The sequence below is a fragment of the Bosea sp. (in: a-proteobacteria) genome (genome assembly GCA_023910605.1).
Lineage (GTDB): Bacteria > Pseudomonadota > Alphaproteobacteria > Rhizobiales > Beijerinckiaceae > Allobosea.
This window is the reverse complement of record JAAVVV010000001.1, coordinates 3440749-3467681: the sequence shown is the minus strand read 5'-3', so window position 1 is coordinate 3467681 and position 26933 is coordinate 3440749. Positions and strand designations below refer to the sequence as shown.

The 26933-nt window shown below is 68.2% G+C and carries 25 protein-coding genes and 1 tRNA gene; 12 read left to right on the top strand and 14 right to left on the bottom strand.

Going from position 1 to position 26933, the window contains the following annotated elements; genetic code table 11:
- The first annotated feature begins 3 nt into the window (after positions 1–3).
- The 4 genes from HEQ16_16760 to HEQ16_16745 all read left to right on the top strand — a co-directional run bounded on the left by HEQ16_16760 (position 4) and on the right by HEQ16_16745 (position 3905).
- Positions 4–1833 carry a succinate dehydrogenase flavoprotein subunit gene (locus HEQ16_16760; protein ID MCO4055661.1) on the top strand — a complete coding sequence of 610 codons (1830 nt, stop codon included), beginning with the start codon at positions 4–6 and terminating at the stop codon, positions 1831–1833.
- Between the two features lie 70 nt (positions 1834–1903).
- On the top strand, positions 1904–2203 hold the full coding sequence (locus HEQ16_16755) for a virulence factor (protein ID MCO4055660.1): 300 nt from the start codon (positions 1904–1906) through the stop codon (positions 2201–2203).
- A gap of 9 nt (positions 2204–2212) precedes the next feature.
- Positions 2213–3013 (top strand): succinate dehydrogenase iron-sulfur subunit, encoded by an 801-nt coding sequence (locus tag HEQ16_16750; GenBank protein MCO4055659.1) that lies wholly within the window; start codon positions 2213–2215, stop codon positions 3011–3013.
- A 214-nt stretch (positions 3014–3227) separates the two neighbouring features.
- Positions 3228–3905: an AprI/Inh family metalloprotease inhibitor gene (locus HEQ16_16745; protein MCO4055658.1), complete on the top strand. Its 678-nt coding sequence runs from the start codon at positions 3228–3230 to the stop codon at positions 3903–3905.
- Here HEQ16_16745 and HEQ16_16740 read toward each other — a convergent pair.
- The 3 genes from HEQ16_16740 to htpX form a co-directional block, all read right to left on the bottom strand.
- Positions 3902–5509 carry a heparinase gene (locus HEQ16_16740; GenBank protein MCO4055657.1) on the bottom strand — a complete coding sequence of 536 codons (1608 nt, stop codon included), beginning with the start codon at positions 5507–5509 and terminating at the stop codon, positions 3902–3904. The genes HEQ16_16745 and HEQ16_16740 overlap by 4 nt on opposite strands.
- A gap of 164 nt (positions 5510–5673) precedes the next feature.
- Positions 5674–7140, bottom strand: coding sequence for an RsmB/NOP family class I SAM-dependent RNA methyltransferase (locus tag HEQ16_16735; protein ID MCO4055656.1), 1467 nt, complete (start codon positions 7138–7140; stop codon positions 5674–5676).
- Positions 7037–7978 carry a zinc metalloprotease HtpX gene (htpX, locus tag HEQ16_16730; GenBank protein MCO4055655.1) on the bottom strand — a complete coding sequence of 314 codons (942 nt, stop codon included), beginning with the start codon at positions 7976–7978 and terminating at the stop codon, positions 7037–7039. The genes HEQ16_16735 and htpX overlap by 104 nt, the downstream gene beginning before the upstream one ends.
- A gap of 147 nt (positions 7979–8125) precedes the next feature.
- Between htpX and HEQ16_16725 the strand changes: the two genes are divergently transcribed.
- From HEQ16_16725 to HEQ16_16715, 3 genes are all read left to right on the top strand, one after another.
- The gene (locus tag HEQ16_16725) at positions 8126–8383 is read left to right on the top strand and encodes a DUF1674 domain-containing protein (protein MCO4055654.1); all 258 of its coding nucleotides are present in this window, start codon (positions 8126–8128) and stop codon (positions 8381–8383) included.
- A 378-nt stretch (positions 8384–8761) separates the two neighbouring features.
- Positions 8762–9052 (top strand): thermonuclease family protein, encoded by a 291-nt coding sequence (locus tag HEQ16_16720; protein MCO4055653.1) that lies wholly within the window; start codon positions 8762–8764, stop codon positions 9050–9052.
- 55 nt (positions 9053–9107) lie between these two features.
- A complete protein-coding gene (locus HEQ16_16715; GenBank protein MCO4055652.1) occupies positions 9108–10409 on the top strand; it encodes a methyltransferase domain-containing protein in 1302 nt (433 codons plus the stop codon).
- A gap of 99 nt (positions 10410–10508) precedes the next feature.
- Here the strand turns inward: HEQ16_16715 and HEQ16_16710 are convergent, their stop codons facing one another.
- The 7 genes from HEQ16_16710 to tsaD all read right to left on the bottom strand — a co-directional run bounded on the left by HEQ16_16710 (position 10509) and on the right by tsaD (position 16737).
- Positions 10509–10817: a DUF2853 family protein gene (locus HEQ16_16710; protein ID MCO4055651.1), complete on the bottom strand. Its 309-nt coding sequence runs from the start codon at positions 10815–10817 to the stop codon at positions 10509–10511.
- 158 nt (positions 10818–10975) lie between these two features.
- Positions 10976–11494: a L,D-transpeptidase gene (locus HEQ16_16705; protein MCO4055650.1), complete on the bottom strand. Its 519-nt coding sequence runs from the start codon at positions 11492–11494 to the stop codon at positions 10976–10978.
- A 295-nt stretch (positions 11495–11789) separates the two neighbouring features.
- The gene (acs, locus tag HEQ16_16700) at positions 11790–13736 is read right to left on the bottom strand and encodes an acetate--CoA ligase (protein MCO4055649.1); all 1947 of its coding nucleotides are present in this window, start codon (positions 13734–13736) and stop codon (positions 11790–11792) included.
- 170 nt (positions 13737–13906) lie between these two features.
- Positions 13907–14323, bottom strand: coding sequence for an EVE domain-containing protein (locus HEQ16_16695; GenBank protein MCO4055648.1), 417 nt, complete (start codon positions 14321–14323; stop codon positions 13907–13909).
- A 7-nt stretch (positions 14324–14330) separates the two neighbouring features.
- Complete coding sequence (locus HEQ16_16690; protein MCO4055647.1) at positions 14331–14633, bottom strand: hypothetical protein; 303 nt, start codon at positions 14631–14633, stop codon at positions 14331–14333.
- A gap of 17 nt (positions 14634–14650) precedes the next feature.
- A complete protein-coding gene (locus HEQ16_16685; protein MCO4055646.1) occupies positions 14651–15643 on the bottom strand; it encodes an NAD(P)-dependent glycerol-3-phosphate dehydrogenase in 993 nt (330 codons plus the stop codon).
- Positions 15640–16737, bottom strand: coding sequence for a tRNA (adenosine(37)-N6)-threonylcarbamoyltransferase complex transferase subunit TsaD (gene tsaD, locus HEQ16_16680; protein ID MCO4055645.1), 1098 nt, complete (start codon positions 16735–16737; stop codon positions 15640–15642). Before tsaD ends, HEQ16_16685 begins: the two co-directional genes overlap by 4 nt.
- Positions 16738–16907: 170 nt before the next feature.
- Here tsaD and hemC point away from each other — a divergent pair, with 170 nt between their 5' ends.
- The 4 genes from hemC to HEQ16_16660 all read left to right on the top strand — a co-directional run bounded on the left by hemC (position 16908) and on the right by HEQ16_16660 (position 22059).
- Positions 16908–17843 (top strand): hydroxymethylbilane synthase, encoded by a 936-nt coding sequence (gene hemC, locus HEQ16_16675; GenBank protein ID MCO4055644.1) that lies wholly within the window; start codon positions 16908–16910, stop codon positions 17841–17843.
- A gap of 146 nt (positions 17844–17989) precedes the next feature.
- Positions 17990–20131, top strand: coding sequence for a hypothetical protein (locus HEQ16_16670; protein ID MCO4055643.1), 2142 nt, complete (start codon positions 17990–17992; stop codon positions 20129–20131).
- A 5-nt stretch (positions 20132–20136) separates the two neighbouring features.
- Positions 20137–21915 carry a heme biosynthesis protein HemY gene (locus tag HEQ16_16665; GenBank protein ID MCO4055642.1) on the top strand — a complete coding sequence of 593 codons (1779 nt, stop codon included), beginning with the start codon at positions 20137–20139 and terminating at the stop codon, positions 21913–21915.
- 68 nt (positions 21916–21983) lie between these two features.
- Positions 21984–22059, top strand: a tRNA-Thr gene (locus tag HEQ16_16660).
- 102 nt (positions 22060–22161) lie between these two features.
- Here HEQ16_16660 and HEQ16_16655 read toward each other — a convergent pair.
- Positions 22162–23523: a UDP-glucose/GDP-mannose dehydrogenase family protein gene (locus HEQ16_16655; GenBank protein ID MCO4055641.1), complete on the bottom strand. Its 1362-nt coding sequence runs from the start codon at positions 23521–23523 to the stop codon at positions 22162–22164.
- Positions 23524–23694: 171 nt separating this feature from the next.
- Here HEQ16_16655 and HEQ16_16650 point away from each other — a divergent pair, with 171 nt between their 5' ends.
- Positions 23695–24957 carry a winged helix-turn-helix domain-containing protein gene (locus tag HEQ16_16650; protein ID MCO4055640.1) on the top strand — a complete coding sequence of 421 codons (1263 nt, stop codon included), beginning with the start codon at positions 23695–23697 and terminating at the stop codon, positions 24955–24957.
- Positions 24958–25063: 106 nt separating this feature from the next.
- Here HEQ16_16650 and ppk2 read toward each other — a convergent pair whose 3' ends face one another.
- The 3 genes from ppk2 to HEQ16_16635 form a co-directional block, all read right to left on the bottom strand.
- Positions 25064–25990, bottom strand: a complete 927-nt coding sequence (gene ppk2, locus HEQ16_16645; GenBank protein MCO4055639.1) for a polyphosphate kinase 2 — start codon at positions 25988–25990, stop codon at positions 25064–25066.
- Between the two features lie 259 nt (positions 25991–26249).
- Positions 26250–26627 carry a c-type cytochrome gene (locus tag HEQ16_16640; protein MCO4055638.1) on the bottom strand — a complete coding sequence of 126 codons (378 nt, stop codon included), beginning with the start codon at positions 26625–26627 and terminating at the stop codon, positions 26250–26252.
- On the bottom strand, positions 26608–26844 hold the full coding sequence (locus HEQ16_16635) for a YdcH family protein (protein MCO4055637.1): 237 nt from the start codon (positions 26842–26844) through the stop codon (positions 26608–26610). Before HEQ16_16635 ends, HEQ16_16640 begins: the two co-directional genes overlap by 20 nt.
- Positions 26845–26933: the final 89 nt, after the last annotated feature.

Genomic DNA, 26933 nt, shown 5'->3' with positions numbered 1-26933 from the left:
CCCATGGCTACAGCAGACATCTCCGGCAGCCCGCAGATCAAGACCCAGACCTATGGTGTGACCGACCACAGCTTCGATGTGGTCGTCGTCGGCGCTGGCGGCGCTGGCCTGCGCGCCACGGTGGGCTGCGCCCAGGCGGGCCTGCGCACGGCCTGCATCTCCAAGGTGTTTCCCACGCGCTCGCACACGGTCGCGGCGCAGGGCGGCATCTCGGCGGCGCTCGGCAACATGGGCGAGGATGACTGGCGCTTCCACATGTATGACACCGTCAAGGGGTCAGACTGGCTGGGCGACCAGGACGCCATCGAGTATCTGGTGCGCAACGCGCCGCAGGCTGTCTACGAGCTTGAGCACTGGGGCGTCCCGTTCTCGCGCACCGAAGCCGGCAAGATCTACCAGCGTCCCTTCGGCGGCATGACCACCCATTACGGCAAGGGCACCGCACAGCGCACCTGCGCCGCGGCGGACCGCACGGGCCATGCCATCCTGCACACGCTCTATGGCCAGGCGCTGCGCGCGCAGACCGAGTTCTTCATCGAGTACTTCGCCATCGACCTGATGATGAGCGAAGATGGTCGCTGCCTCGGCGTCGTCGCCCTGAAGATGGATGACGGCACGCTGCACCGCTTCCGTGCCAGCCAGACCATCCTGGCCACCGGCGGATATGGCCGTGCCTATTTCTCGGCCACCTCGGCGCACACCTGCACCGGCGACGGCAACGCCATGGCGCTGCGCGCGGGCCTGCCGCTGCAGGACATGGAGTTCGTGCAGTTCCACCCCACGGGAATCTATGGCTCGGGCTGCCTCATCACCGAGGGCTCACGCGGTGAGGGCGGCTACCTCACCAACTCCGCGGGTGAGCGCTTCATGGAGCGCTACGCGCCCTCCGCCAAGGACCTTGCCAGCCGCGACGTCGTCTCGCGCGCCATGACCATGGAGATCCGCGACGGGCGCGGCGTGGGCAAGAACAAGGACCACATCTACCTGCATCTCGACCATCTCGACCCGAAGATCCTGCACGAGCGCCTGCCCGGCATTTCCGAAAGCGCGCGCATCTTCGCGGGCGTCGACGTGACCAAGGAGCCGATCCCGGTCATCCCGACCGTTCACTACAACATGGGCGGCATCCCGACGAACTATCATGGCGAGGTTCTGACCAAGAAGAATGGCGACCCGGATACGGTGGTGCCTGGCCTGATGGCGATCGGCGAGGCGGCCTGCGTCTCGGTCCACGGCGCCAACCGGCTTGGCTCCAACTCGCTGATCGACCTCGTGGTGTTCGGCCGCGCCGCGGGCCTGCGCTGCGCCGAGCTGGTCACGCCCGGCGAAAAGCAGCCCGAGCTGCCCAGGCAGGCGAGCGATCTCGCCCTGTCGCGCCTCGCGCGCTACCAGTTCGCCGATGGCGGCACCTCGACCGCGCAGCTGCGCGCCCGCATGCAGGCCACGATGCAGAGCAACTGCGCCGTGTTCCGCACGGGCGAGGTGCTCGATGAAGGCCATGCGCTGATCCACGAGGTGTGGAACGGCATCGGCGACATCGGCATCAAGGACCGCTCGCTGATCTGGAACACGGACCTGATCGAGACGCTGGAATTCGACAATCTCATCACCCAGGCAGTGGTGACGATGGACTCCGCGCAGAACCGCACCGAGAGCCGCGGCGCCCATGCCCGCGAGGATTACGCGGACCGCGACGACAAGACCTGGATGAAGCACACGCTCGCCTGGATCGATGACGAGAAGCGCTCGGTCAGCATCGATTACCGTCCGGTGCACACCTACACGATGTCCAACGAGATCGAATACATTGCGCCCAAGGCACGTGTTTACTGAAGACTATCAGCCTCTCTGAGGAGCGCAGTAGATGGCAAGTGTAGGACACAACAGGCGACGGGATGGAAGAATGTATGCGATTGTGTTTGACTTCGACACCAACACTTTCGAACAGACATATCCTAACGCGTCATGGCATAATGCCTATACCGATGTACGCAACTATCTCACCGCGCGTGGTTTCGAATGGAAGCAAGATAGTACTTACTTTGGGAACGACGAGATCGATGCAGCCCGTTGTGTTCGCGTTGTTCAGAAACTCGCCGCGAAATATAACTGGTTCACGCCAAGTGTCAAAGATATCCGAATGCTCCGCATCGAAGAAAATAACGATCTTCTTGCAGCTTTGCAAGATGATGACGAAGACTAGGTAGTTCAAATGGCCCAATTCCAGCTTCCCAAGAATTCCCGCGTCACCGAAGGCCAGCGTCATCCTGCGCCGGCGGGTGCGAAGAACGTCACCGAGTTCCGCGTCTACCGCTGGAACCCGGACGACAAGGCGAACCCGCGCGTGGACACCTATACGGTCGACCGCGACGATTGCGGGCCTATGGTGCTGGACGCGCTGATCTGGATCAAGAACAAGGTCGATCCGACGCTGGCCTTCCGCCGCTCCTGCCGCGAGGGCATCTGCGGTTCCTGCTCCATGAACATGGACGGAAAGAACGGGCTGGCCTGCACCACAGGCATCGATGATTGCGGCGCCAACCACAATGGCCATGCGGCCAAGGTGGCGATCTATCCCTTGCCGCACATGCCGGTCATCAAGGATCTGGTGCCGGACCTGACGCGCTTTTACGCCCAGCACGCCTCGATCGAGCCCTGGCTGAAGACCGACACGCCCGCGCCCGAGAAGGAGTGGCAGCAGTCGCGCGAAGACCGCGAGAAGCTGGACGGGCTCTATGAGTGCATCCTGTGCGCCTGCTGCTCCACCGCCTGCCCCAGCTACTGGTGGAACGGAGACCGTTTCCTCGGCCCCGCCATCCTGCTTCAGGCCTATCGCTGGCTGATCGACAGCCGCGACGAAGCCACAGGCGAGCGGCTCGACAATCTCGAGGACCCGTTCCGCCTCTATCGCTGCCACACGATCATGAACTGCGCCAATGTCTGCCCAAAGGGCCTCAACCCCGCCAAGGCCATCGCGCAGATCAAGAAGATGATGGTCGCCCGCCAGGTCTGATTCTGACGTCTGATCCTGACGTCTGATCCTGACGTCTGATTCTGATGTCCGATGCCGGGCGCAATGATCATCGACGCAGCCGGAGCGCGCTGCGTGTCGTCGCTTCCGGGTCATGCGCCATTCAGCCATGATGACGCAGACAGGGGTGGTCAATCGCCCCATCCGTGCCCAGATTTGGCTTGAGGGTCGGGCTGCGCAGCATGGGGCGGAAATGATGTCGACACGAAATCTGCGGGATGGTTCGTCTTCGGCCGTGCGGCTGGCAGGGCTTGCGCTGTGCGCTCTCGCGCTCGCAGGCTGCGCCAATGCCAACCGCTTCACCGGCGGGCCGCGCGACATCGGCCCGGCTCAGGCTGCCCCTTCGGCGGAGCTTCCATCCGCCCCGCCCGTGGTGACCTCCCGCGTCGAAAGCCAGGCCCTGCCGCCGCCGGGCGGCGCCGTCGCTGCGCCGGAGGCCGAGTTGCAGCCGCCGGCCGATCCATTCTTCCAGCCATCCGCGCCGGCCACGCCGCCGCCCGCACCCCGGGCCATCGAGACGCCAACCCTTGGTGGCGGCGGTCGCGAGATCGAGACGCTGGGCGGGGCGCCGAGCGGGCGGGGCGCAGTGTCCTCGCGTGACGGCGTGATCGGCGGCTGGACCGCGCGGGAAGCCACGGGCGGCTCATGCCGCGTGGTTCTGTCGAGCACGCCGGCGCTGGATCTTTACCGGGCCAATGCCACGGGCTGCGCCAACCGCGATCTGCAGAAGGTCACGGCTTGGGATTACCGCGATGGCGAGGTCTATCTTTACCAGCCCGGCGGCTCCGTCGCCGCGCGCATGCGCGTCAACAGCGGCTCGTCCCTCTCGGGCGTCATCGCGCGCTCCGGCGCCAATCTCGCCATGTCGCGCTAGGCGGCGAGGGGCGCGTGCCGCTTGAGCTGCCAGCTCACGGGACTGTCCGGCTCGAGACCCATCACCACGATCTGCAAGGTGCGGCGAGTGCCGTCCATGCCGGCGAAGAATACGCTCTCCTCCAGCCCCAGCGTCGCTTCGGATGCCGTGAACAGCCATGACGGGCCCCGCGCGCCGGCAAGCAGGACCTCGCCGCCGGGCAGCAACTCCGCGCTCAGGCTGGGATGCAGATGGAATCGGCATATCAGCCGTTTGCCTTGCGCGCCGCCAGTTGCGCCCTCCGCTTCGTCATGGCCGGAAAGGCGGTCGCCGGACGCATCAAGGGTGACCGTGCGCCTGAGCAGGACGCCGTGCAAGGCCTGAAAGCCGTCATGGCTGGTGCGCAGCGTCTCCCCATCCGGCCCGACCGAGCGCTCGGCAGTCACGCGCTCGGGGCCCGAGACGATTCGCGTCTCGTCAAGCCGGGTGAGGAAGGTGCAGCTTGACAGGTCGCCATAGCTTGCAGCGGTGTGCGCGGCCGTCGCGCGCAGTTCGGTCGGCAGGTCGCGGCCGGTCTGGTGCGGCAAGCCGCAGTTCACGAAGATGCGCTGGCGGCCATGCGAGAACTCGAAGGAGAGGCAGCCGGCGAGCGCCTCCGAAGAGGCGGCGAAGGGCGGGGAGGGACCGGTGTCCATGATGAGCACCGAAGCTCCCGCCTCGAGCCGCTGATAGCCGGCATAGGGCGCCTCGGTGGCGGCGCGCCCGCCCGTGTCGTGGCTGGCGAAAAGGGTCGCCAGCGCATCGACCTGGCTGGCGCCCATGCCATTGAACAGCGCGATGGAGCCGTCCGGGTGACGCAGCATCTTGAGGTGCGGCACGATCCGGTCGATAGCGGAAACGAGGGCCCGGGGAGCCTGCATCCCGCGTGCGGCATAGGTCGAGCGCAGCGGCAGCACATCCAGCAAAAGGTCGATCAGAACGCGCGGGTTGCGGCTGACATGGCCGCCATCGGCCAGCACCTGATCGTCAAGCTCTTTGGCCAGCTCATGTCCGAAACGCTTTTCGAGCCGCTCGGCGCCTTCAACGCACAGGCCCAGCGCGCAGAGCGCGATCGCTGCATTGAGCCTGACGAGCGGATCGTCAGACAGGTGACGCGCATCGTGCAGCCGGCGCGCATCAAGCCGCACCGCCCTGAGATAGGCCTTGTAGAAGACATGGTCCGCGCCATCGAGCACCAGGGGCGACTGGGCGAGGAAGGCCATGAGCCGGCGGGCGATCACCGAGGCTTTCAGCGCCGCAGGCGGCAGCGCGTTCGTCCGCTCCATGAGGTCGGTGACGAGGGCGCGGGCGTTATCGCGCGCGAGGCTGGAGTTGGCGGCCTGCAGATGGCGCAGCCAGCCAAAACCGTAGAGCGTCTCGGCCCAGCTTGCGCTCGGAGACGGCAGATCGAAGGGCGAGCGGCCGCGCGCATCCATGATACGCCCTGCGAAGACGAACTGGCCGGCATAGATTTCGGCTGCAATGGTCGGGTCGGTGGTCCTGAGATCGGGCGGCGCGAAGAGAAAGCGCGTCAGGTGCATGCGCCGCAAGGGCAGCACCGTGGACGCCACGCGCCGTATGAGCATGGCGCTTCGGCGGGCGAAAACGCCAAAGGCCCAGCCTGTCCGCGTCCATTTCACGCCCATGCCACCCAAACCCGCGTGCCTCCTCGCGACAGACGCCCGCCTGATCGGGTCACATGCTCCGCCGCCGCCAGCGCCACGCAACCTGACCTGAGGTCAAGCTTGTTTCACTGTCGCACAAACCGTGCGGCGAAGAACCCTCCCCATCCCGACAAACGCGATGTTTCCCCATGCAGTTGATCGGGCAGCGCGCGAAACTCCCCTCGCGCCGTGAGGGCGCCCGGCACGCCGATCTCGCACTCGGTGATCGGGGCCAGCCTTGCATCCCGACGCCGTGCGAGCAGCGCGGTCACCTGCTCCTCGCCTTCTGCAGGCTGGAGCGAGCAGGTGCAATAAACCAGAACGCCGCCGGGGCGGGTGAGGTTCAAGGCCCGGTCGAGAAGCCGCGCCTGCAGCGCCGCGAGCTTGCTCTCGTCGGCTGGCGTCTTGGTCCAGGCCACGTCCGGGTGGCGGCGAATTGTGCCTGTGGCGGTGCAGGGCGCATCGAGCAGGACTGCATCGAAGGGTTCGGCCTCGAAGGTCGCGGCGTCGGCGACGACCACGGCGGCCTTGAGATTGAGCCGCGCGAGGTTGGCTTCCAGCTGACGCAGGCGCTGGCTCGATCGGTCGAGCGCCGTGACATCGGCGCCCAGGCTGGCAAGCTGCGCAGTCTTGCCGCCCGGAGCGGCGCACAGGTCGAGCACGCGCATTCCGGGCTTCACGCCCAGAAGCCGCGCCGGCACGGCGGAGGCCGCGTCCTGGATCCACCAGGCGCCCTTGTCATAGCCCGGCAGCTCATGCACCGGCGTGCGCGCCGCAAGCCGCAGCGAGCCGGTCGGCAGCCGGATGGCGCCAAGTTGCCCGGCCCAGCCATCGGCGTCCTCGCGCACCGTGATGTCCAGCGCCAGCTCATCGCGCATCGCGGCCGCCATGGATGCGGCGCGGGCCTCGCCATAATGGGCGGTCCAGCTCGCGCGCAGCCAGTCCGGCGTGTCGTGGGCCAGCGCATCGGAGCCATGGCGGATCGCGTCCGCCTCGCGCGCCACCTTCCGCAGCACGGCATTGACCACGCCGGCGAAACCCAGCCCCTTGGGCTGCAGCTTGGTCTGCTCCACGGCGATGTCGACCGCGGCATGGTCGGCCGCCTCGAGATAAAGGATCTGCGCCGCAGCGGTGACCAGGATGGACTGCACGGAGCGCGGCAGGGAAGAAGCGCCGCGCTCGAGCCGCGCGTCGATGGCCCGGCTCAGCGTACCCAGATGCCGGAAAGCGGTGACCGCTATGGCGCGCGCCAGTCCGGCATCGCGGCCCTCGAGCCCCGGCGTCGCGGCGATCTGCTGGTCCAGCACGTCGTCAAGCTGAAGGCGTGCGGCGAGCGTGCGCTCGAAGGCCAGCGTCGCAGCCTGACGGGCCGGCAGGCCAGGGGGGTGCGCAGCGGCGCGTCTTCGGGTTGCAGCGTCGGTCAAGCCAGCTTCCGTTCCAGGACGAAGCTCACCCCCAGGGGCCGCGCGCGCGCGTGCCGCCGGTTCCGGGCGAACCCCAGGGATTGCGTCGCGCGCCTTCGAGGAAGCCGTTCGATGCAGGAGCGGCTGCATAACCCATTCGGCTCGCCTGATCCATCAAAGCCGCGATCCGGTTGCCGGTGTCGGGATGGGTCGAAAACAGGTTGTCGTAACCCTGGCCCGACAGCGGGTTGATGATGAACATGTGCGCGGTCTGGGGATGGCGCTCGGCGTTTTCGCTGGGCATGCGCTCGACGCCGCCCGCGATCTTGGCCAGCGCATCGGCCAGCCAGACCGGATTGCCGCAGATCTCCGCGCCCAGCTTGTCGGCCTCGTATTCGCGCGAGCGGGACACCGCCATCTGCACGATCATCGCCGCCATTGGCGCGAGGATCGACACCAGGACCGTGACCAGCATGTTGGGCCGGTCGCGGCCGCCGCCGAAGAACATGCCGAAGTTCGCGATTGTCGAGATCGCGCCCGCGAGCGTGGCGGTGATCGTCATGGTGAGGGTGTCATGGTTCTTGATGTGGGCCAGCTCATGGGCCATAACCCCGGCCAGCTCCTCGCGCGTCAGCAGGTGCATGATGCCGGTTGTGGCCGCCACGGCGGCGTTCTCGGGATTGCGACCGGTGGCGAAGGCGTTGGGCTGCGGATCGTCGATCATGTAGACGCGTGGCATCGGCATGCCGGCGCGCTGCGCGAGTCCGCGCACCATGGCGTGCAACTCCGGCGCGCTCGCTTCATCCACTTCCTGCGCGTTGTGGGCGCGCAAGGCCAGCTTGTCGGAGTTCCAGTAGCTGAACACATTCATGGCCGCGGCGACGCCAAGAGCGATCAGCATGCCATTGAAGCCACCCAGCAGCATCCCGATCACGCCGAACAGCGCCGTCATCCCCGCCAGCAGCAAGGCTGTCCGCATGTAGTTCACGGTTGCGTTCCTCCGTCGTGACAAGCGCATCACGCTGGGCCATATGTGGTGCGGAGCGGGGCCGGCACAAGCCATCGCCCGCCCGGCCCCCGGCAGGGATGCCGCGCCAGCTCAGCGATCTCGGCGCATCGGCAGGATGAGACAAGCATGGACGAGACCGCGCGCGATGCCCGCCCTGATTCGGCCCCGGAGCCCGAGCCTGTCCGCGAGTTGCCCAACGCGGCGCCGGGAAAGACGCTGACGCCTGCGGCGAAGCGCGCTCTGGAGGAGGCCGCAGCACGGCAGGCCGTGATCGACGCGCGTGCGGCCAAGCTTCAGCAGAACCGCGAGATAAACGGCCGCGGCGGGCTCGAACCAGTGCGCTACACCGACTGGGAGGTGAAGGGCCTCGCTTCGGATTTCTAGATGATGGATGATCGACATAACCTCAGGTTGTGTTTTATTCGTTAAGTTGTAGGACTATTGTCAAATCATAGGAATTATGACATCGTCTTGGTCATGTTCCGTTCTTGTCATGCCCCCTTTGCGCTTGTCTTCGCAGTTGGCGCTGCGCTGGGGATCTGCCTGGGGTTGACCGCGACAAGCCCTGCCCGATGGCCGGCTGGCGCTCTGTCCGCTCCCGCGAGCGCAGCCTCCGCCGCCTTGCTTGCGCCTGCGTCCCCCATCCCGGTTCCGGCTCCGGCGCAGCGGGTCAAAGGCCGCACGCCGCTGGCGGGGACCTATCGCGCGCAGCTGCTGGGAGTCATCGACGGGGATACGATCGAGGCGCGCGTCCATGTCTGGATGGGCCAGGAGGTTGTGGCGCGGGTGCGGCTCAGGGACATCGATGCGCCCGAGATCAGCAGCGCCTGCGCCGACGAGCATCAGCGTGCCGTGGCGGCGCGCGAGAGGCTTGCAAGCCTGCTCGGCTCGGGCGCCGTCATTCTCGCCGATGTGCAGGCCGACAAGTATTTCGGCCGCGTGGTGGCGCGGGTGTCGACAGCGGAGGGCATCGATGCCGGCGCGGCGCTGGTCGGCGAGCGCCTGGCGCGGGCCTATGGGGGCGGGCGGCGCGCGTCCTGGTGCGCGCCATGACGCCGCGATTGCGGCACGGCTGCCGAGCCCCTAAGAGAGCCGGCGGAGAACCGCGATGTCCGACGCCGCTGCACGCCTGAAATCCATCCGCACCCTGCTTGGCGATGCCCATGCGAAGCTCGGCCTCAAGCTCGGCTTCCTGCTGTGGGATGGCTCGCGCGTGCCGGCGAGCTGGCCCGAAGGCGGGCTGATGATCCAGCTCGCCGATGAAGGAGTGATCGCCTCGATGGTCAGGCGGCCCAAGCCCGATACCTTGATCAAGCTGCACGTGGCTGGGCGGATCGACGTCGTCAACGGCACCATCTTCGATCTGGCTGCGTCGCGCCCTGACGTGAAGGTGACCCGCGCCATGCGCAGCGTCTCGAAGCTCGCGGCGCTGGATGTGGTGCGCCGCTTCTGGTCGGCGGATCGCGGCCCGGCCAGCGTTCTCGATGCCGTGCGTGGCGACGAGATCGCGAGGGACGGCAAGCCGGACACCAACAAGGCCAATGTCGCCTACCATTACGATGTCTCGAACGAGTTCTACCGGCTCTTCCTCGACGCGGAGATGGTCTACACCTGCGCCTACTTCACGGAAGAGCACGACGACATCGACCGCGCCCAGCGCGACAAGCTGGACATGATCTGCCGCAAGCTCAGGCTCAAGCCCGGCGACCGGTTCCTCGACATCGGCTGCGGCTGGGGCGCGCTGGTGTGTCATGCGGCGCAGCACTACGGCGTCGAGGCCCATGGCGTAACGCTGGCCGAGGAACAGCTCAAGCTGGCCCGCGAGAAGGTGGCGCGCCTCGGCCTCGAGGACAAGGTGACGTTGCACCTCAAGGATTACATCCAGATGGAGGGGCAGTTCGACAAGATCGCCTCGATCGGCATGTTCGAGCAGGTCGGCATCCGCAATCATCTCGATTATTTCCGCACCGTGAACCGGCTGCTGAGGCCGCGCGGTCTTTATCTGCATCACACCATCGCGCGACGCGCCAAGAGGAGCGAGCGCGCCTTTGCCCGGATGTCGTCGGAATACCGCGCGCTGGTGCGCTACATCTTTCCGGGCGGCGAACTCGACCATCTGGGCATGTCCATCGCCAATCTCGAGCGCACGGGCTTCGAGGTGCACGATGTGGAAGGCTGGCGGGAGAACTACCAGCGCACCACCTGTCTGTGGTGGCGCCGACTGCATGAGCGCAGGGCCGAGGCCGAGGCGCTGGTGGGCGCGGACAAGACGCGGATGTGGCTGCTCTATCTCGCCGGCTGCTCGATGGCCTTCCAGCGCGGCGGCGCCTACGTCAACCAGACGCTCGTCTCCAAGCGCACGCGCGGCCCTTCGGGTCTGCCCTTCACCCGCGCCGATCTTTATCGCTGATGGACCTGGGCAGCACATCCGGCTGCGCTGGCGCGCGCGCAATGGAAAACGCGCCGGTGAGGCGCGTTCCACATCATCACCGCATCTTTGCGGCAGGCGTCACTTCTTGACGAAAATGTCCAGCTTTCCGTAATGTTCGGCGAGCAAATAGTAGAAAGTCAGGCGCGACTTGGTCTTGTCTGCCTTCATGGCTTCACAAATAGCCTTGATGGAAGCATCCATGTCGCCGCTTGCGATCCCGAGCTTTTTCTTCAAAAAATTTTCGCGGACACGTTCAATTTCGGTCTTGTCCGAGCAGGCAACATAACGTGTGTCAGCCTTGCTCATGACAAGCGCATACGACTTCATCATGCCAGCAGCCGCAGCTTCGTTGATCGGGTTCTTGGCAAACTTCTTGAGATCGGCCATATGGTCCATGGAAAGTCCCTCTTTGGCTTCGTGATACTGTATTCACTGTTTCGTGATTACGAGCGCACCCAACGATAACCACGTTTTCCTCACGTGGCGAGAGGCATTCGCAACAATCCTGATGTCAGTGCGTCAGGTCCTGACGTTGGCCCCGCCCTTCAGCGCATCACGACGACGGGCGTGCCGAGGCGCACGCGGCCGTAAAGATCCACCACATCCTGGTTGTGCATCCTGAAGCAGCCATAGGAGGCTGCGGAGCCGACCGAAGACGGCACATTGGTGCCATGGATGGCATATTGCCCGCCGGGGCCAAGGCCGATGGCGCGCGCGCCCATCGGGTTGTTGGGCGCCCCGCCGGGGATGAGATCGGGAAGGCGCGGGTTGTCGCGCTTCACTGAACGGGGCGGAGACCATGCGGGCTCGACCTGCATCTCCTCGACGAACTTGACCCCGTGCCATTGCTTGCCAGCCTTGCCGACGGCGACACGGTAGCGGATGGCCTCGCCCGGGCGGGTCACGAGATAGAGCCGCCGCTCGGCCGTCCGCACCACGATCGTGCCCGGCTGGAAGCGCGTGTCGGCGAAAGCCACGACCTCGCGCGCTGCTGCGGGGAGGGGGGCGGCCAGCATGAAGCCGAAGGCGAGGGCGGAACACGACAGGAGCAGGCGCGCTGACATGGAGCCGATCTTGCCTGGCGCGCCCCACCAGCCGGTAAGCCCGCATGCTTTACGACGGCTGAATCGGTGGCAGGGTTAAGCATTGGTGGATCGGACGCCACGGGCTTCCTGGGGCTGCGTTCCTGCGCGCGCCCTGCTCGATCTCGACCTGTGGCAGATCGGCGCGGTTGTGGCTTGCAAGGTCCGAGTGAAGCGCCGCAGGCCGTTCATCGGCCGGGCCTTCATCCCCGAAATGCAAAGGGCGCCATCGAGGCGCCCTTCCTTGTTTCCGGAGTTTGACGATCCGCGCCTCGCCTCAGCCGCGGCGGTTCTGCCGGTTCTCGATCAGGTCGTCGACCACGGTGGGGTCGGCAAGGGTCGAGGTGTCGCCGAGAGCGCCGAACTCGTCCTCTGCGATCTTGCGCAGGATGCGGCGCATGATCTTGCCCGAGCGGGTCTTGGGCAGGCCCGGCGCGAACTGGATGAGGTCCGGCGTGGCGATGGGGCCGATCTCCTTTCGGACCCACTGGACCAGCTCCTTGCGCAGGTCCCCATCTGCGTTCTCTCCGCCCATCAGGGTGACATAGGCATAGATGCCCTGGCCCTTGATGTCGTGCGGATAGCCCACCACGGCCGCTTCGGAGACCTTGGGATGCGCCACCAGCGCGCTCTCGACCTCGGCGGTGCCCATGCGGTGGCCCGAGACATTGATGACGTCATCGACCCGGCCTGTGATCCAGTAATAGCCGTCCGCATCGCGCCGGCAGCCATCGCCGGTGAAATACTTGTTCGGATACGTGGAGAAGTAGGTCTCCATGAAGCGGGCATGGTCGCCATAAACGGTGCGCATCTGGCCCGGCCAGGATTCGGCGATCACCAGATTGCCCTCGCAGGCGCCCTCGAGCACCTTGCCCTCCGAATCCACGATCTCAGGCTTCACGCCGAAGAAGGGGCGTGTCGCCGAGCCCGGCTTGAGCGCGGTCGCTCCCGGCAGCGGGGTGATCAGGATGCCGCCGGTCTCGGTCTGCCACCAGGTGTCCACGATGGGGCAGCGGCTGTCGCCGACCACGCGGTGATACCACTCCCAGGCTTCGGGATTGATCGGCTCGCCGACCGAGCCCAGAAGCCTGAGGCTCTTGCGCGAAGTGCGCTTCACCGGCTCCTCGCCAGCGCCCATCAGCGAACGTATGGCGGTGGGGGCGGTGTAGAAGATCGAGACCTTGTGCTTGTCCACCACATCCCAGAAGCGGCTGATCGAGGGATAGGTCGGGATGCCTTCGAACATCAGAGTGGTCGCGCCATTGGCGAGCGGGCCATAGACGATGTAGCTGTGTCCGGTGACCCAGCCCACATCCGCCGTGCACCAGTAGACGTCGCCTTCCTGGTAGTCGAAGACGTATTTGTGGGTCATCGAGGCGTAGACGAGATAGCCGCCTGTGGTGTGCAGCACGCCCTTGGGCCGGCCGGTCGATCCGGAGGTGTAGAGGATGAAGAGCGGGTCCTCCGCCTTCATTTCGGACGGCGGGCAATGCGCGGACACCTTGGCCGCTTCCTCGTGATACCAGACGTCCCGGCCCGGATGCATCGGAATGTCCGCGCCGGTGTGCTTGATGACGATGACCTTCTTGATGCCGCCCTTCACCTTGGGGTCGGCCACATCGACATTGCGCTTGAGGTGCACGCCCTTGCCGCCGCGCAGGCCTTCATCGGCCGTGATCACCACCCTGGAGTCGCAATCCTCGATGCGGTTCGCGAGGGAATCAGGGGAGAAGCCGCCGAACACGATCGAATGCACCGCGCCGATGCGGGCGCAGGCCAGCATGGCGTAGGCCGCCTCGGGAATCATCGGCAGGTAGATCGTGACCGCATCGCCCTTCTTGACGCCATGCAGCTTGAGCACGTTGGCGAAGCGGCAGACCTCCTGATGAAGCTGGCGATAAGTGATGTGCCTGGAGGCGCCTGGATCATCGCCTTCCCAGATGATCGCGGTCTGGTCCGCGCGCTTGGCAAGATGGCGATCGATGCAGTTGTAGGAGACGTTGGTCAGCCCATCCTCGTACCAGGCGATGCTGACTTGACCGGGCTTGAAGGAGGCGTTGCGCACCTTGGTGTAAGGCGTGAACCAGTCGATGCGCTGACCGTGCTCGCCCCAGAAGGCCTCAGGGTCCGTAACCGATGCCTGATAGAGGGCCTGGTAGCGCGCATCGTCGACATGGGCATTCGACGCCCATTCCTTGGAGACGGGATAGATCTTCTCGGACATGCTACTTCCCCAAAGTTTGGGCCGCCTGTGACCGGAAATCGGGGGAAGCCCCGGTCGGCGCGCGGCGCTCTCATGATGGTGAATCGCTATACGGAAGGTCCAGCGCGGGCAAGTGGTCCGGCCTCGCACTTTGGGCGCGCGACTTTGGAATCAGCCCTGCTCGAAAGGCTTCACAGGCCCCCCATGGAGCAGACCAGCTTCCATTCCGCTTCGGTCACGGGCTGGACGGACAGGCGCATCGAGGTCACGAGGCTCATCTTCGCGAGGGCCGGCGTCGCCTTGACCTCGGCCAGCGTGACTGGCCGGGGCAGCGCCTTCACCGCCCGCAGATCCACGACCACCCAGGGCTCGCCGGGCGCTGCGGTCGGGTCCGGATAGGCCTCCCGGATCACCTCGACGATGCCGACGATCGCCAGGCCCTCATTGGAGTGGTAGAAGAAGCCCCGATCGCCCTTGCGCATGGCCATGAGGTTGAGCTTGGCGGAATGGTTGCGCACGCCATCCCAGAAGGTGCCCTTGTCGCCTGCGGCGACCTGCGCCTCCCAGGACCACTTGAAGGGTTCGGACTTGTAGAGCCAGTGGGGCATGATCCGCTCACTCCGGCCTTGGCAGAGTCGCGACAGGCTTCGCGTCATCCGCCACGCTGTTCGCGAAGTTCGTCAGCGCCTCGGCCAGCGCCCGCGCATCGGCGGCGCTGAGGTCGATGCGGGCGAGGCCTTCGCCCAGGGGCGTCTCGAGCCGCAGCATGCGCTGGCCCGTCTCGCGCTTGCGCCGCGGCTGGAGCTTCAGCGTGCCGCCCGCCTCCAGCGCCAGCGGCTGCACCGGCCCTAGCTCATCGGAGCCCACGGTGGCCTGCACGGCGGCGAGGCCCTTGGCGAGTTTGGTGATGAAATCCATTGCGAGGTCCTTCCGATTCAGGCTTCGGCCTTTGTAGGGCGTGCCATGAGCGCTGCAATGGCTTCGTCGAGTCCCGCTTCGCCGGCCACGAGGCGGGTCACCTCGCGCGAGATGGGCATGTCCACGCCCCGCGCCTCCGCGAGATCCAGCAGCGCCGCGGCGGTCAGCGCGCCTTCGGCCAGTTTGCCGCCCGACGCCTGGGAAGGCGGGAGGCCGCGTCCGAGGGCCTCGCCAAAAGCATAGTTGCGCGATCTGGGCGATGAGCCGGTAAGGACGAGATCGCCCAGGCCCGACAGGCCCATCAGCGTGGACGCTTCCCCGCCATAGGCCCGCGCGAAGCGCGTGAGCTCCGCGAAGCCGCGCGCCAGCAGGGCCGCGCGCGCGCTCTCGCCAAGGCCTCGCCCCATCACCGCGCCGCAGGCGATGGCGAGCACATTCTTGGCCGCGCCGCCGATCTCGACGCCGCGCACATCCTGGCCGTGATAGACCCTGAAAGTGCTGCCCGAGAGCGCCATGGCCAGCGCCTCGGCGATGATGGCATCGGCGCTCGCCAGAACCACGGCCGTGGGCAGGCCGCGCGAGACATCCTCGGCGAAGCTGGGGCCAGAGAGCACCCCGAAAGGCTGGCGCGGCAGCGCGTCCGCAATGATGTCGCCAAGGAAGAGGCGGCGGGCGCGGTCGATGCCCTTGGCGCAGAGCACGACGGGCACGCCGGGCTTGAGCACCAGCGCCAGCGCCTCGGCCATTGTGGCGCAGGACTGGGCGGGAGTGACCAGCAGGACCGCGCGGGCCGTGCCTGAGCGCGCGAGGTCGCATGTGGGGGTGACAGCCGCTTCAAGCCTCACGCCCGGCAGGCGACGGCGGTTCTCGCGTTCTGCCGCCATCTCGGCGGCATGGTCCGGGTCGCGGGCGATCAAGGTCACGTCGCGCCCCGCCCGCGCCGCCGCATTGGCCAGTGCGGTGCCCCAGGCGCCAGCGCCGACCACGGCGATGGACTGGAAAAGCGTCATGGCAGGATCCCGGCGGGGGCGTCGGGGCTCGCCTGCTCCTCTGGTGGCGGCGGCGCAGAGGCGGGCCTGGCCTCGAGGGGCCATCGCGGGCGGGGCGGAGCCTCGAGCCCATCCGTGAGGCCCAGGCGCAGGCGCTCCAGCCCGGCCCACGCTATCATCGCGCCATTGTCGCCGCACAGCGCAGGCGGCGGCGCGACGAGCTTCAGCCCGGCCTCGGTGGCCAGCCGGGCGAGGCCGCGCCGGATCGACTGGTTCGCCGCCACGCCGCCGGCCACGACAAGGCAGCTCGGCAGGCCATGGGCCGAACGGAAGGCGCGCAGGCCAACGCGGGTGCGCTCCACCATGACGTCCACAACCGCAGCCTGGAAGGAGGCGCACAGATCGCGCACGGCCTGATCCGAGAGCGGCGCAATCCGCTCGGCGGCGAGGCGCACCGCCGTCTTCAGCCCGGACAGCGAGAAGTCGGGCTCGGCGCGCCCCATCATCGGCCGCGGAAACTCAAAGGCCTCCGGGTCGCCCTTCAACGCCTCGCCCTCCACCGAGGGGCCTCCCGGATAGGGCAGGGACAGCATCTTGGCGACCTTGTCGAAGGCCTCCCCGACCGCGTCGTCGATGGTGGTGCCGAGGCGCACATAATCGCCGACGCCGAGCACGGCCAGCAACTGGGTGTGTCCGCCGGAGACCAGCAGCAGCAGATAGGGGAAGGCGACATCATCGGTGAGCCGCGCCGTCAGCGCATGGGCCTCGAGATGGTTCACAGCCATGAAGGGCTTGGCCGCGACCAGCGCCAGCGCCTTGGCCGTGGTCAGTCCTACCATCACGCCGCCGACCAGCCCCGGCCCTGCCGCGGCCGCGACGCCATCAAGCTGGGCATAGCTCAGGCCCGCCTTGTCCATGGCCCGCGCCACGATGCGGTCGATGGCCTCAAGATGCGCGCGGGCCGCTATTTCGGGCACGACCCCGCCATAGGCTGCGTGGGTGGCGATCTGGCTCAGGATCTCGTTGGAGAGAATGCGCGCCCGCCCGCCCGCGTCGATCTCGACGACGCTGGCGGCAGTCTCGTCGCAGGTGGTCTCGATTCCGAGGACGCGCATCCGTAGTCTTCCGGGGTGAGACGCCAAAACGCCGGTTTGGCACGGTCAGGGCTGGAAACTCTATAGTGTGCTCCGCTAGAGTGGCCAACACCGGGCTCGCATCAATCGGCCGCTCCGGAGGCGGGGCCCGGCATTGCGCTGAAGCCGCACAAGAACAAGAAGGGGAGCCCATGGCCGCGACACAACTCGACAAGCTTCTGGTGCTGGGCACACGGGGCAGCCCCCTGGCGCTTGCCCAGGCGCATGAGCTGGCCGCCCGGCTGGGCGAGGCGCTGGGGCGCCCCGTCAGCGATTTCCCGCTCGACGTGATCCGCACCACGGGCGACGCCATCCAGGATCGGGCCTTGTCGGAAGCGGGCGGCAAGGGGCTCTTCACAAAGGAGATCGACGCCGCGCAGCTCTCGGGCCGGGTCGATATCGCCGTCCATTCCTCGAAGGACCTGCCGACCGAGTTGCCCGAGGGGCTGGTGCTGGCGGGCTATCTGCCGCGTGAGGATGCGCGCGACGCACTGATCGGCATCGGGCCGCTCGATGGCCTGGGCAGCCTGCCTCAGGGCGCGAGGATCGGCTCCGCCTCGCTGCGCCGGCAGGCGATCGTCAAGCGCGCCCGGCCCGATTGCGAGGTGATGCTGCTGCGCGGCAGCGTGGGCACGCGGCTCGACAAGCTCGCGGCCGGGCAGTTCCATGCCACGCTTCTGGCGATCGCGGGCTTGCGGCGGCTGGGGCTGGCGGCCCGCGCCAGCGCCATCCTCTCCACCGACGAGATGCTGCCGGCCGTCGGGCAAGGCGCCATCGGCCTTGTGGTGAGGCACGGCGATGAGGCGGCCCAGCGGGCGGTCGACGCCGTATCCTGTGCCGAAACGGGGCTGTGCGTCACGGCCGAGCGAGCCATGCTGAAGGTTCTGGACGGCTCATGCCGCACGCCCATCGCCGGTCACGCCACCATCAGCGGCGGCGTGCTCACGCTCAAGGGGCTCATCCTTTCGCCCGACGGCTCGGATGCCGCCGAAGGCAAGCTCAGCGGCCCTGTTGCGGACTGCGCGCGCATGGGGCAGGAACTGGGGGCCATGCTGCGGGCCCGGGCTCCATCCGGCGTCTACGCCTGATGCAGGCGCGCCACCGCCCGCGTCGGCAGCCGGCCGAAGCGCGCCGATGCCCGCAGGCCCGCCGGGGCAACTTTCCCGGCTGGCGTGACATTCTGTCAGGCGGGACCGTGCCTGCCCGCAGCGATTGAACAGGCGAAAGGGGAGCGATGACCGTTCTTGTCACCAGACCCGAGCCCGGCGCGAGCCGCACTGTGGCCGCGCTCGCGGCGCGAGGGGCACTGGCCATATCAGCGCCGCTGTTCACCATCCAGCCGACTGTCGCGGACCGTCCGAATGGCCGCTTCGCCGCCCTCATCGTCACCAGCGCCAATGGCGTGGCGGGGCTGACCCCGCAGAGCGCCGATCTGGCGGCGGACCTGCCCGTCTTCGCCGTGGGCGATCGCACGGCCGAGGCCGCCCGCGAGAACGGCTTCACCCAGGTGACCTCAGCCTCCGGCGACCAGAAGGCGTTGACGCGGCTGGTGCTGGCCAGGCTGCCGCCGCGCTTCCGCGTTCTGCTGGTCACGGGCGAGGATCACAAGGACGGGCTGCCCGCCGCCTTCGCCGCAGCCGGGCACGAGATCGCGCTGTGGGTCCGCTACCGCGCGGAACCCGTTGCGACGCTGCCCGAGGCTGCGCGCGAGGCCCTCAGGGCCGGCCGCATCACGGCCGTGCTGCATTACTCCCGCCGCGCGAGCGAAACCTTCGCGGCCCTCGCCGCTGGGGCCGGGCTTGATGCCGGCGCTTCAGCAAACTGGGCCAAGGTGCGCCACATCGCGCTGTCGCCGGATGTGGCGGAGCCGCTGCTGTCGGCGGGATTCTCCCATATCGCCGTCGCGCCGCAGCCCGATGAGGATCATCTGCTCGATCTGGTTGCGCCCGCCCAGGACGGCGTTGACCAGCCGGGCGCTGACCCGGCAGGCGGCGCCGATGACAGCGTTGCGCACGGCGTCTCCGATGCCGAAGCGGCCGCGAGCGGCTCTGCCGCGGTCCGGGCCCCTGTGAGCCGGGTGACGAGCCGGGCGACGAGCCGGGTGAGGCAGGCCGGCGCCCCGCCGGCGCGATCGAGCGAAGCCTCGCGCGCCATAGTTTCCGACGCCGCCATCGGCCCGGCGCATGATGCGGGCCCGGCGCTTCCGGATGCGCCTGACCCGCCTTACGGCGGCGCTTCGCCTGAACCCACCGCCAGCGCCATGTCCACGCCTGTCCCGCCTATGCTCTCCACGCCTCAATCCACCTCGGCCGATCCGGCTCCGGTCGCTGCCGATCCCGCCCTGGCGGCAGCCGGCGTAGCAGGCGCTTCGAGGCCGGGGAGCGTGCCGGTGACCACAGCCCGGCCCGGCCCGGGATGGGCGGGGGTGGTGGCGGCCGCGTTCATGGGCGGGGTCGTCGGAGCGGCCGTCTATGCCTATCTGGCTCCGCAACTGGGCCGCTTCGGCGTGGCGCCGCCCCCCGTGCCGGGCATCGAGGCGCTGTCGGCGCGACTGTCCCAGGTCGAGGCGCGCGCGCAGGCCCCGTCTGCGGCGTCGCCGACGCTCGACCGGGCCCTTGAGCGCATCGGCGCGCAGGCTGCCGAGCAGCGCCAGCAGTTCGATGCGTTGTCAGCCCGCATCGCCGGATTTGAGGCGCGTCCGGCTCAGGTGCAGGCGAGTTCCGGCCCCGACGCCGCCATGGTCGCATCCTTGCGCCAGCGCCTCGATCAGGTCGAACAGGCTGCCGGCGCGATGGCTGGACGTGTGGCGCAGGCGGAGGCGGCCAGCCGTGCCGGCAGTCAGCCGGGTGGAGCCGCCTTGGCCGCGGCCAGGCTGATCGTGGCCGACAGGCTGGCGCGCGCCGTGGCTGAGGGGCGGCCTTTCCAGAATGAATGGACGACGCTGTCCTCCCTCGGCGCGGCTGCGGAGCCGATGGCGGCCCTGCAGCCGCTTGCGGCGGCCGGCGCTCCGGCGCTCCAGCCGCTCCTTGCTGAATTCCGCACCCTGCGGGCCGCGCTGGCCATTGAACCCGCTTCGGCGGATTCGCCATGGTATGAGCGGATGCTCAGGATGACGGATGGGCTGGTGCGCGTGCGCAGCACCGGCGCGGTGGAGGGCTCGTCTCCCGTAGCCGTGACGGCACGCATCGATCAGGCGCTGCAGCGCGGCGACAGCGCCGCCGCCGCCGCCGCATGGGCCCAGCTGCCCGAACCGGCGCGGCGCGCATCGGAAGCCTGGATCAGGCAGGTGCGCCAGCGCGCCGGGGCCGAGCAGGCCATCAGGACCATCACCGACAGCGCCATCAAGGCCCTGTCGGACAGGCAGGACAAGGGCTGACGGGCATGTGGCGGATTCTTGTCTTCATCGCGGTTGCCAGCGCTCTCGCCATGGGCGCTGTCTGGCTGGCGGAACGCCCCGGCGAGGTCTCGATCGTGTGGGGGGGGCTCACCATCGAGACCACTGTCGCCATCGCGGCCATCGGCGTCGTCGTGCTGGTCGTGCTCGGCATGATGCTGTGGACGCTGGTGAGCTTCATGTTCGGCCTGCCCACAGCCTTCTCCTTCGCATCCCGCGCCCGCAAGCGGGCGCGCGGCTTCGAGGCGGTGTCGCGCGGCATGGTGGCCATCGGCGCGGGAGACCCCGCGGCCGCCCGCCGCCATGCCGCCGATGCGCGCAAGCTCATCGGAAGCGAGGCGCTGAGCCTGCTGCTCAGCGCGCAGTCGGCGCAGCTGTCCGGCGACAAGCCTGCGGCCGAAGCGGCCTTCAAGCAGATGCTCGACGAGCCTGCCACCCGCGTGCTGGGCCTGCGCGGCCTGTTCGTCGAGGCGCGGCGTCGCGGCGACCAAATGGCCGCGCGGGCTTTCGCCGACGAGGCTGTGCGCCTGTCGCCGTCCCTGGCCTGGGCCAATGACGCCCTGCTCGAGCATCATTCCAACGCCGGAGAATGGGACAAGGCCCGCATCGCCGTAGAGCGCCGGGCCGCTCTCCGGCTCGCCGACAAAACCGAATCGCGCCGCCACCGCGCCGTGTTGCTGGCGGCCGAGGCGCAGGCCAAGGAAGACCATGACGCCGCCGGAGCGCTGTCGGCCGCGCTTGATGCCGTCAAGCTGGCGCCAGAGCTTGTTCCGGCCGCGGCCATGGCGGGGCGCCTCCTCGGCGCGCGTGGGGATCTGCGCAAGGCGGCCCGCATTGTCGAAGCAGCCTGGCGCGAGCAGCCGCACCCTGATCTTGCGCAGATCTATCTTCACCTTCGCCATGGCGACAGCGCGCTGGACCGGCTTATGCGGGCCGAGGCGCTGATGAAGCTCAAGCCGCTCGATCCGGAAAGCGCCTTCGCCGTTGCACAGGCTGCCATCCAGGCACGGGATTTCGCGCGGGCCCGATCGGCCCTGTCGCCGCTGGTGGCCGCCATCCCCACGGTGAGGACCTGCCTGCTGATGGCGCAGATCGAGGATGCGGAGCATGGCTCTTCGGGCCGGGGGCGCGAGTGGCTGACCCGCTCGGTGCGTGCCCCGCGCGACAATTGCTGGGTCGCCGATGGCGTGGTGTCCGAACGATGGCTGCCGGTGTCGCCCATTTCGGGCCGGCTCGATGCCTTTGTGTGGACGCTGCCGCCCGCAATGCTGGGCGGCGCGGGCTCGGTGCTGGAAGACTGGATCGAGCCCGCGCCCGATGCCTTGGCGCCCGCAGCGCTGGATGCGCCCTCCGGCACGGCGGCGGAGCCGCCCGCAATCGCCATCGCTCCCGCAGCCAACTCCAGCCCGATGACGTCCAGCGCGATGACGGCGGAGGCCGAGGCTGTGCCTCCGCCTCGCGCCGCGCCGTCCATGGCGCGCGTGGAGGCCTTGCCGGAGGCAGCCAATGTCCCGCCGCACGCAACCCGCAACGGCGCCCAGCCGCAGGCGATCCGGTCTGTATCCATGGCCGAGCCGATTGCGGCAAAGGGCGCTGTCCGCATCGACCACTCGTCCGCGCCGGTCAGCGAGCCGGCGGGCGCAGCCGCAGCTGCCGGGGCGCCGCCGAAAGGGCCGGATTTCAGCCGGCCGCCCGATGATCCGGGCGCTGACCGCGATGCCCCGACTCTCCGGAAGCGTTCGTTCTGGGGCTTCTTCTCGCGCTGAACGCAGCGTGGCGGGGGGCGCCGCGCTGCTTGCCAAGGACCGGCCCGGCTGCTATGCGCGGGTTCGTTGCCGCTTTAGCTCAGCTGGTAGAGCACCTCATTCGTAATGAGGGGGTCGGGGGTTCGAATCCCTCAAGCGGCACCACTCAGCGTCGGCCATCCGGGCGCACCCTGCGGCAGACGCCGCAGCGATCCTGCTTCCATATTGCTTCCATCGATCTTGCCGCCGGCACGGAGATGCCCGTGCTCAACCGGCCTTTCGCACATCCGCAGGGCGCGGCCCGCGCCGGCGTGGGGCGCGGCCGATGGAGTGATAGGCGAGGCCGGCGGCTGCGGCGGCTTCGGGGCTGAAGATGTTGCGCAGGTCCACCATCACCGGCTCGTTCAGCAAGGACGCGACCGCGGTGAGATCGAGCGTGCGGAACTCGGCCCATTCGGTCAGGATCACGGCGAGGTCGGCGCCGCGCAGGGCCTCTGCCGCACTGGCGGCGAAGGCGATGTCAGGCAGAAGCGGGCGCGCATTGTCCATCCCCACCGGATCATAGGCGCGGATGGTCGCCCCGGCCTTGACGAGCTGCGGGATGACGACCAGCGACACCGAGGCGCGCATGTCGTCCGTGTCGGGCTTGAAGGTCAGGCCCAGCACGGCGATGGTCCGGCCCTCGACCGAGCCCCCTGCGGCGCTGGTGATCTTGCGCACCATCTCGCCCTTGCGGCTGTCATTGACGGCCACCGCCGTCTCGATGGTGCGCAGCGGCACGCCGTGATCCTGGGCCGTCTTCATCAGCGCCAGCATGTCCTTGGGAAAGCACGAACCACCGAAGCCGGGCCCCGGCTGGAGGAACTTCGCCCCGATGCGGGTGTCCAGCCCCATGCCATGGGAGACATCCTGCACGTCCGCCCTGATCTCCTCGCACAGGTTGGCAAGCTCGTTGATGAAGGTGATCTTCAGCGCGAGGAAGGAGTTGGACGCATATTTGATGAGCTCCGATGTGCGCCGGTTGGTGGCGAGCAGCGGCACGCCGCGCGACAGGTGGGCGGCGTAAAGCGCCTTCATGCGCGCAGTCGCGGCTTCGCTCTCCGCGCCGACCACGATGCGGTCCGGGTTCTGGAAATCGCGCACGGCCGAGCCCTCGCGCAGGAACTCCGGGTTCGACACCACCGTGAAGCGGGCCGGGGGGTTGGCCCGCGCCATGATGGCATGAACCTCGTCGCCCGTGCCGACCGGAACAGTGGACTTGAGCGCCACGATCGTCTCGCGGGATGCATCCGCGCTCAGCGCGAGCCCGATTTCGGCCGCGGCAGCATGAACCTGCGCCATGTCGGCATGGCCATCGGAGGGGCGTGGCGGCGTGCCCACACAGATGAAGACGAGATCGGCCCCGGCGACGGGCCCCGCGATGTCGGCGGTGAAGGCAAGGTGGCCGCCCGCAAGGGCCTGCCGCATCAGTGCTTCGAGCTGGTCCTCGTAGATGGGGCAGGCGCCGCGCGCCATCATCGCCACTTTCGCCGCATCCCTGTCGATGCAGGTGACCTCATGCCCGTCGAGCGCCAGGCACACTCCTGTGACGAGGCCCACATAACCAGTGCCCACGACAGCGATCTTCATGAAATGTCCTCGCCCGGCCCGCGCAACAATCGCGGCGCTTGCCGTTTAAGTCAAAATGCAGCGGAAGGCGATGGCTGATCGATATGGTGCCGGCGCGCGTTGAAGCGGCCGCGCCGCTCGCGCGGCTTTCGGGTGGCGGCGCGCAGGCCGTGGTGGCAAGCTTGGCCCAGCATGGCCCCGCTCGCGATTCCCGCCCGATCCAGCAGTGTTTCGCTTCGGCAGGCCCGGCGCATCGCGCTGGCGGCGCAAGGCTTCGGCGCATCGCGCGAGGCTGGCCCCGCGAGCCGGCGTGAGCTCGACCGGCTGGTGGGCCGGCTCGGCGTGCTGCAGATCGACAGCGTCAACGTTCTGGCCCGCGCGCATCTGCTGCCGGCCTTCTCGCGGCTCGGGCCTTATGCCGCCGCCGACCTCGAGGCGCTGGCCTATGACGGACGCAAGCGCAGGCTCTTCGAATACTGGGGGCATGAGGCGTCGCTGCTGCCGGTTTCGATGCAGCCGCTGTTTCGCTGGCGTATGGCGCGCGCCCGTTGCGGTGAGGGCATCTATGCCGGGCTCGCCCGCTTCGGCCGGGAGCGGGGCGACCTGGTCGCGCTGGTGCGGCAGGAAATCGCGGCGCGCGGGCCGCTCGCTGCGTCGGAGCTTTCGCATCAGCACAAGGGCGAGGGTGGCTGGTGGGGATGGTCCGACGGCAAGCGGGCGGTGGAGTGGCTGTTCTGGGCGGGCATCCTCACCACGGCCACGCGGCGCGGCGCCTTCGAGCGGGTCTATGACCTTACGGAGCGGGTCCTGCCGCGGGCCGTGCTGGAGGCGCCCACCCCCCCTGTGGAGGAGGCGCAGCGCGAGCTCTTGCGCCGTTCGGCGGCGGCTCTCGGCATCGCGACCGAGCGCTGCCTGCGTGACTATTACCGGCTGGGCGTGCACGAGGCCCGCTCGCGGCTGGCCGAGTTGGTCGAGGCCGGCGAACTTGTGCCCGTGGCGGTCGAAGGCTGGAAGCATCCCGCCTATCTCTGGCATGCGGCGCGGGCGCCTCGCCGCATGGAGGCGAGGGCCCTGCTGGCGCCGTTCGATCCGCTGATCTGGCAGCGCGAGCGTGCCGAAACCCTGTTCGGCGCGCGGATACGGCTAGAGATCTACACCCCGGCAGAGCAGCGCGTGCATGGCTACTATGTCCTGCCCTTCGTGCTGGGCGAGCGTGTGGCGGCGCGCGTGGATCTCAAGGCCGACCGGGCCTCCGGCACGCTGAAGGTGCAGGCGGCGCATGGCGAGCCTGATGTCGATGGCGGCGCCGTTGTCCAGCCGCTCGCAGCCGAGCTCAGGTTGATGGCCGACTGGCTCGGGCTCGGGCGCATCGTGGTCACGCCGCGCGGGGACATCGCCATGGCGCTTGCCGGGGCGCTTTCGGGGATGCTCGCCGGCGCGATGGCGCGCGCCTGACACGGCGCAAGCCGTGGTGGGCCTGCTCATGCAAAGGGTGAGAGGGCTCGTCCCCGCGCCCCGCGCCATGTCCACCCCTCTCGCTCCGGAGAAGGTCGCGCGGCCGTCAGGCCGGCTTGCGCTGCTCCGCGGTCCTGCCAAGGATGTGCCGGGCCTGTCCGACGACATGACGGGTAGAGCCCACGATCAGAGGGTCAGCGCCGACGACAAGGTCGTGGTCCTTCCTGGGATAGTCGAGCGAGGACAGGAAGTGCTGCAGGCAGTTGAGCCGTGCGCGCTTCTTGTCGTCGGATTTGACGATCACCCAGGGCGCGTCTGCGGTGTCGGTGTAGAAGAACATGGCCTCCTTCGCCTCTGTGTAGCTGTCCCACTTGTCCAGCGAGGCGATGTCGATCGGCGAGAGCTTCCATTGCTTGAGCGGGTCGATCTCGCGGGACTTGAAGCGCCGCACCTGCTCCTCGCGCGTCACGGAGAACCAGTATTTGTAAAGGCGGATGCCCGAGCGCACGAACATCTGCTCAAGCAGCGGCGCCTGGCGCATGAATTCGAGATACTCCGCAGGCGTGCAGAAGCCCATGACGCGCTCGACGCCGGCGCGGTTGTACCAGGAGCGATCGAAGAACACGACCTCGCCCGCGGCGGGCAGATGTTCGACATAGCGCTGGAAATACCATTGCGAACGCTCGCGCTCGGTCGGCTTCTCGAGCGCGACCACGCGCGCGCCGCGGGGGTTCATGTGCTCCATGAAGCGCTTGATGGTTCCGCCCTTGCCGGCGGCGTCGCGGCCCTCGAACAGGATGACGACCCGCTCGCCTGTCTCCTTCACCCAGTTCTGCGCCTTGAGCAGTTCCACCTGCAGCGCCGCCATCTGGCGCTGATAGGCGCCCTCGGTCAGGCGGTCATCATAAGGATAGGCGCCCGTCTCGAAGGCTCGGCGGATGGCGTCGGGGTCGGCTTGCGCGCGCTTGAGCGCCGCACGCCGCTCCGTGCGGGTCGATCGACGGGTCTGGGCCTCGGCGGCTGGTTCGGCCATGGGCGCGGCGGCGCCGCCCGCCGCGGCAGGCTGGGCGATGTCCCCTGTCGCGTCCGCAGCGAGCGCGCCCGCTGCGCGAACGATCCCGCCCGCTCCGTTGGCCGCGCTGGCGGCAGCGGGCGCGGGCGCCTTCGATTGCGTGGGTTTCTTCGCCTCGGATGATCCGTCCATGCTGCACTCCATGAGCTGACCGGGCGCCAGCCCTGACGGTTCAGGCTAGGCTCATGGGCGGTCGCCATCTTGACCTGGGTCAAGCCGCTCATCGCGGCGGCAGGCTGGCGTAATAGGCCGCGATCGCCTCGATCTCAGAGATCGTCATCTCGCGGGCCATGTGGCGCATCTCGCGATGCTGGCGCCGCCCGTTCCGGAAGGCGACCATCTGGTTGTAGAGATAGCGCTCGTTCTGGCCGGCAAGGTGCGGAACCTCTATATCGCGTGCGATGCCCTCCTCCCCATGGCAGGCCGCGCATTCGGCGATTGCCGGCGGCCTGCCGCCCTGCGCGGCTGCCCCCGGAGGGGCGAGCGCTGCGGCCAGGACGGCTGCGAGCCCCGCCATAAGCGTCCCGGCCGGCATGACCAGCGCGGCTGTGACGCGCTTGAGGCCGGGGCGCGCGGGCTCAGCCTGCGAGGACGGCATGGATCTGATCCTTCAGATGCAGCCTTCTCTTGCGCATGCTTTCTTCGATCATGCCGTCCACCGGCTCGATGTTGGTTTCGGCGCGGTGGATGGCGCGATTGATCTCGTGATAGGCCTCCGCAAGCCTGGCGAAGTGGGCGTCGCTCTGCTTGAGCGCCTGAATCCGCGCGACATGCTCCGGAAATTCGTCGGCCAGTTCGTGGGGTGTGTGCGACATGAATTGTCCTCCTTGTTGGGGCCAGAGGCTAGGGCCTCGCTGCGTGAGAGGTTTTGCGGCAGATCAAGCGCGGATGGTGCGGCATCCGG

What these genes read in the sequence shown, in the direction of transcription:
- HEQ16_16760 (MCO4055661.1), top strand. Translation starts at nt 4, where the DNA reads ATGGCTACAGCAGACATCTCCGGCAGCCCGCAGATCAAGACCCAGACC.
- HEQ16_16755 (MCO4055660.1), top strand. Translation starts at nt 1,904, where the DNA reads ATGTATGCGATTGTGTTTGACTTCGACACCAACACTTTCGAACAGACA.
- HEQ16_16750 (MCO4055659.1), top strand. Translation starts at nt 2,213, where the DNA reads ATGGCCCAATTCCAGCTTCCCAAGAATTCCCGCGTCACCGAAGGCCAG.
- HEQ16_16745 (MCO4055658.1), top strand. Translation starts at nt 3,228, where the DNA reads ATGTCGACACGAAATCTGCGGGATGGTTCGTCTTCGGCCGTGCGGCTG.
- HEQ16_16740 (MCO4055657.1), bottom strand. Translation starts at nt 5,509, where the DNA reads ATGCTCATACGGCGCGTGGCGTCCACGGTGCTGCCCTTGCGGCGCATG.
- HEQ16_16735 (MCO4055656.1), bottom strand. Translation starts at nt 7,140, where the DNA reads ATGCAGCCGCTCCTGCATCGAACGGCTTCCTCGAAGGCGCGCGACGCA.
- HEQ16_16725 (MCO4055654.1), top strand. Translation starts at nt 8,126, where the DNA reads ATGGACGAGACCGCGCGCGATGCCCGCCCTGATTCGGCCCCGGAGCCC.
- HEQ16_16720 (MCO4055653.1), top strand. Translation starts at nt 8,762, where the DNA reads ATGGGCCAGGAGGTTGTGGCGCGGGTGCGGCTCAGGGACATCGATGCG.
- HEQ16_16715 (MCO4055652.1), top strand. Translation starts at nt 9,108, where the DNA reads ATGTCCGACGCCGCTGCACGCCTGAAATCCATCCGCACCCTGCTTGGC.
- HEQ16_16710 (MCO4055651.1), bottom strand. Translation starts at nt 10,817, where the DNA reads ATGGCCGATCTCAAGAAGTTTGCCAAGAACCCGATCAACGAAGCTGCG.
- HEQ16_16705 (MCO4055650.1), bottom strand. Translation starts at nt 11,494, where the DNA reads ATGTCAGCGCGCCTGCTCCTGTCGTGTTCCGCCCTCGCCTTCGGCTTC.
- acs (MCO4055649.1), bottom strand. Translation starts at nt 13,736, where the DNA reads ATGTCCGAGAAGATCTATCCCGTCTCCAAGGAATGGGCGTCGAATGCC.
- HEQ16_16695 (MCO4055648.1), bottom strand. Translation starts at nt 14,323, where the DNA reads ATGCCCCACTGGCTCTACAAGTCCGAACCCTTCAAGTGGTCCTGGGAG.
- HEQ16_16690 (MCO4055647.1), bottom strand. Translation starts at nt 14,633, where the DNA reads ATGGATTTCATCACCAAACTCGCCAAGGGCCTCGCCGCCGTGCAGGCC.
- HEQ16_16685 (MCO4055646.1), bottom strand. Translation starts at nt 15,643, where the DNA reads ATGACGCTTTTCCAGTCCATCGCCGTGGTCGGCGCTGGCGCCTGGGGC.
- tsaD (MCO4055645.1), bottom strand. Translation starts at nt 16,737, where the DNA reads ATGCGCGTCCTCGGAATCGAGACCACCTGCGACGAGACTGCCGCCAGC.
- hemC (MCO4055644.1), top strand. Translation starts at nt 16,908, where the DNA reads ATGGCCGCGACACAACTCGACAAGCTTCTGGTGCTGGGCACACGGGGC.
- HEQ16_16670 (MCO4055643.1), top strand. Translation starts at nt 17,990, where the DNA reads ATGACCGTTCTTGTCACCAGACCCGAGCCCGGCGCGAGCCGCACTGTG.
- HEQ16_16665 (MCO4055642.1), top strand. Translation starts at nt 20,137, where the DNA reads ATGTGGCGGATTCTTGTCTTCATCGCGGTTGCCAGCGCTCTCGCCATG.
- HEQ16_16655 (MCO4055641.1), bottom strand. Translation starts at nt 23,523, where the DNA reads ATGAAGATCGCTGTCGTGGGCACTGGTTATGTGGGCCTCGTCACAGGA.
- HEQ16_16650 (MCO4055640.1), top strand. Translation starts at nt 23,695, where the DNA reads ATGGCCCCGCTCGCGATTCCCGCCCGATCCAGCAGTGTTTCGCTTCGG.
- ppk2 (MCO4055639.1), bottom strand. Translation starts at nt 25,990, where the DNA reads ATGGCCGAACCAGCCGCCGAGGCCCAGACCCGTCGATCGACCCGCACG.
- HEQ16_16640 (MCO4055638.1), bottom strand. Translation starts at nt 26,627, where the DNA reads ATGCCGTCCTCGCAGGCTGAGCCCGCGCGCCCCGGCCTCAAGCGCGTC.
- HEQ16_16635 (MCO4055637.1), bottom strand. Translation starts at nt 26,844, where the DNA reads ATGTCGCACACACCCCACGAACTGGCCGACGAATTTCCGGAGCATGTC.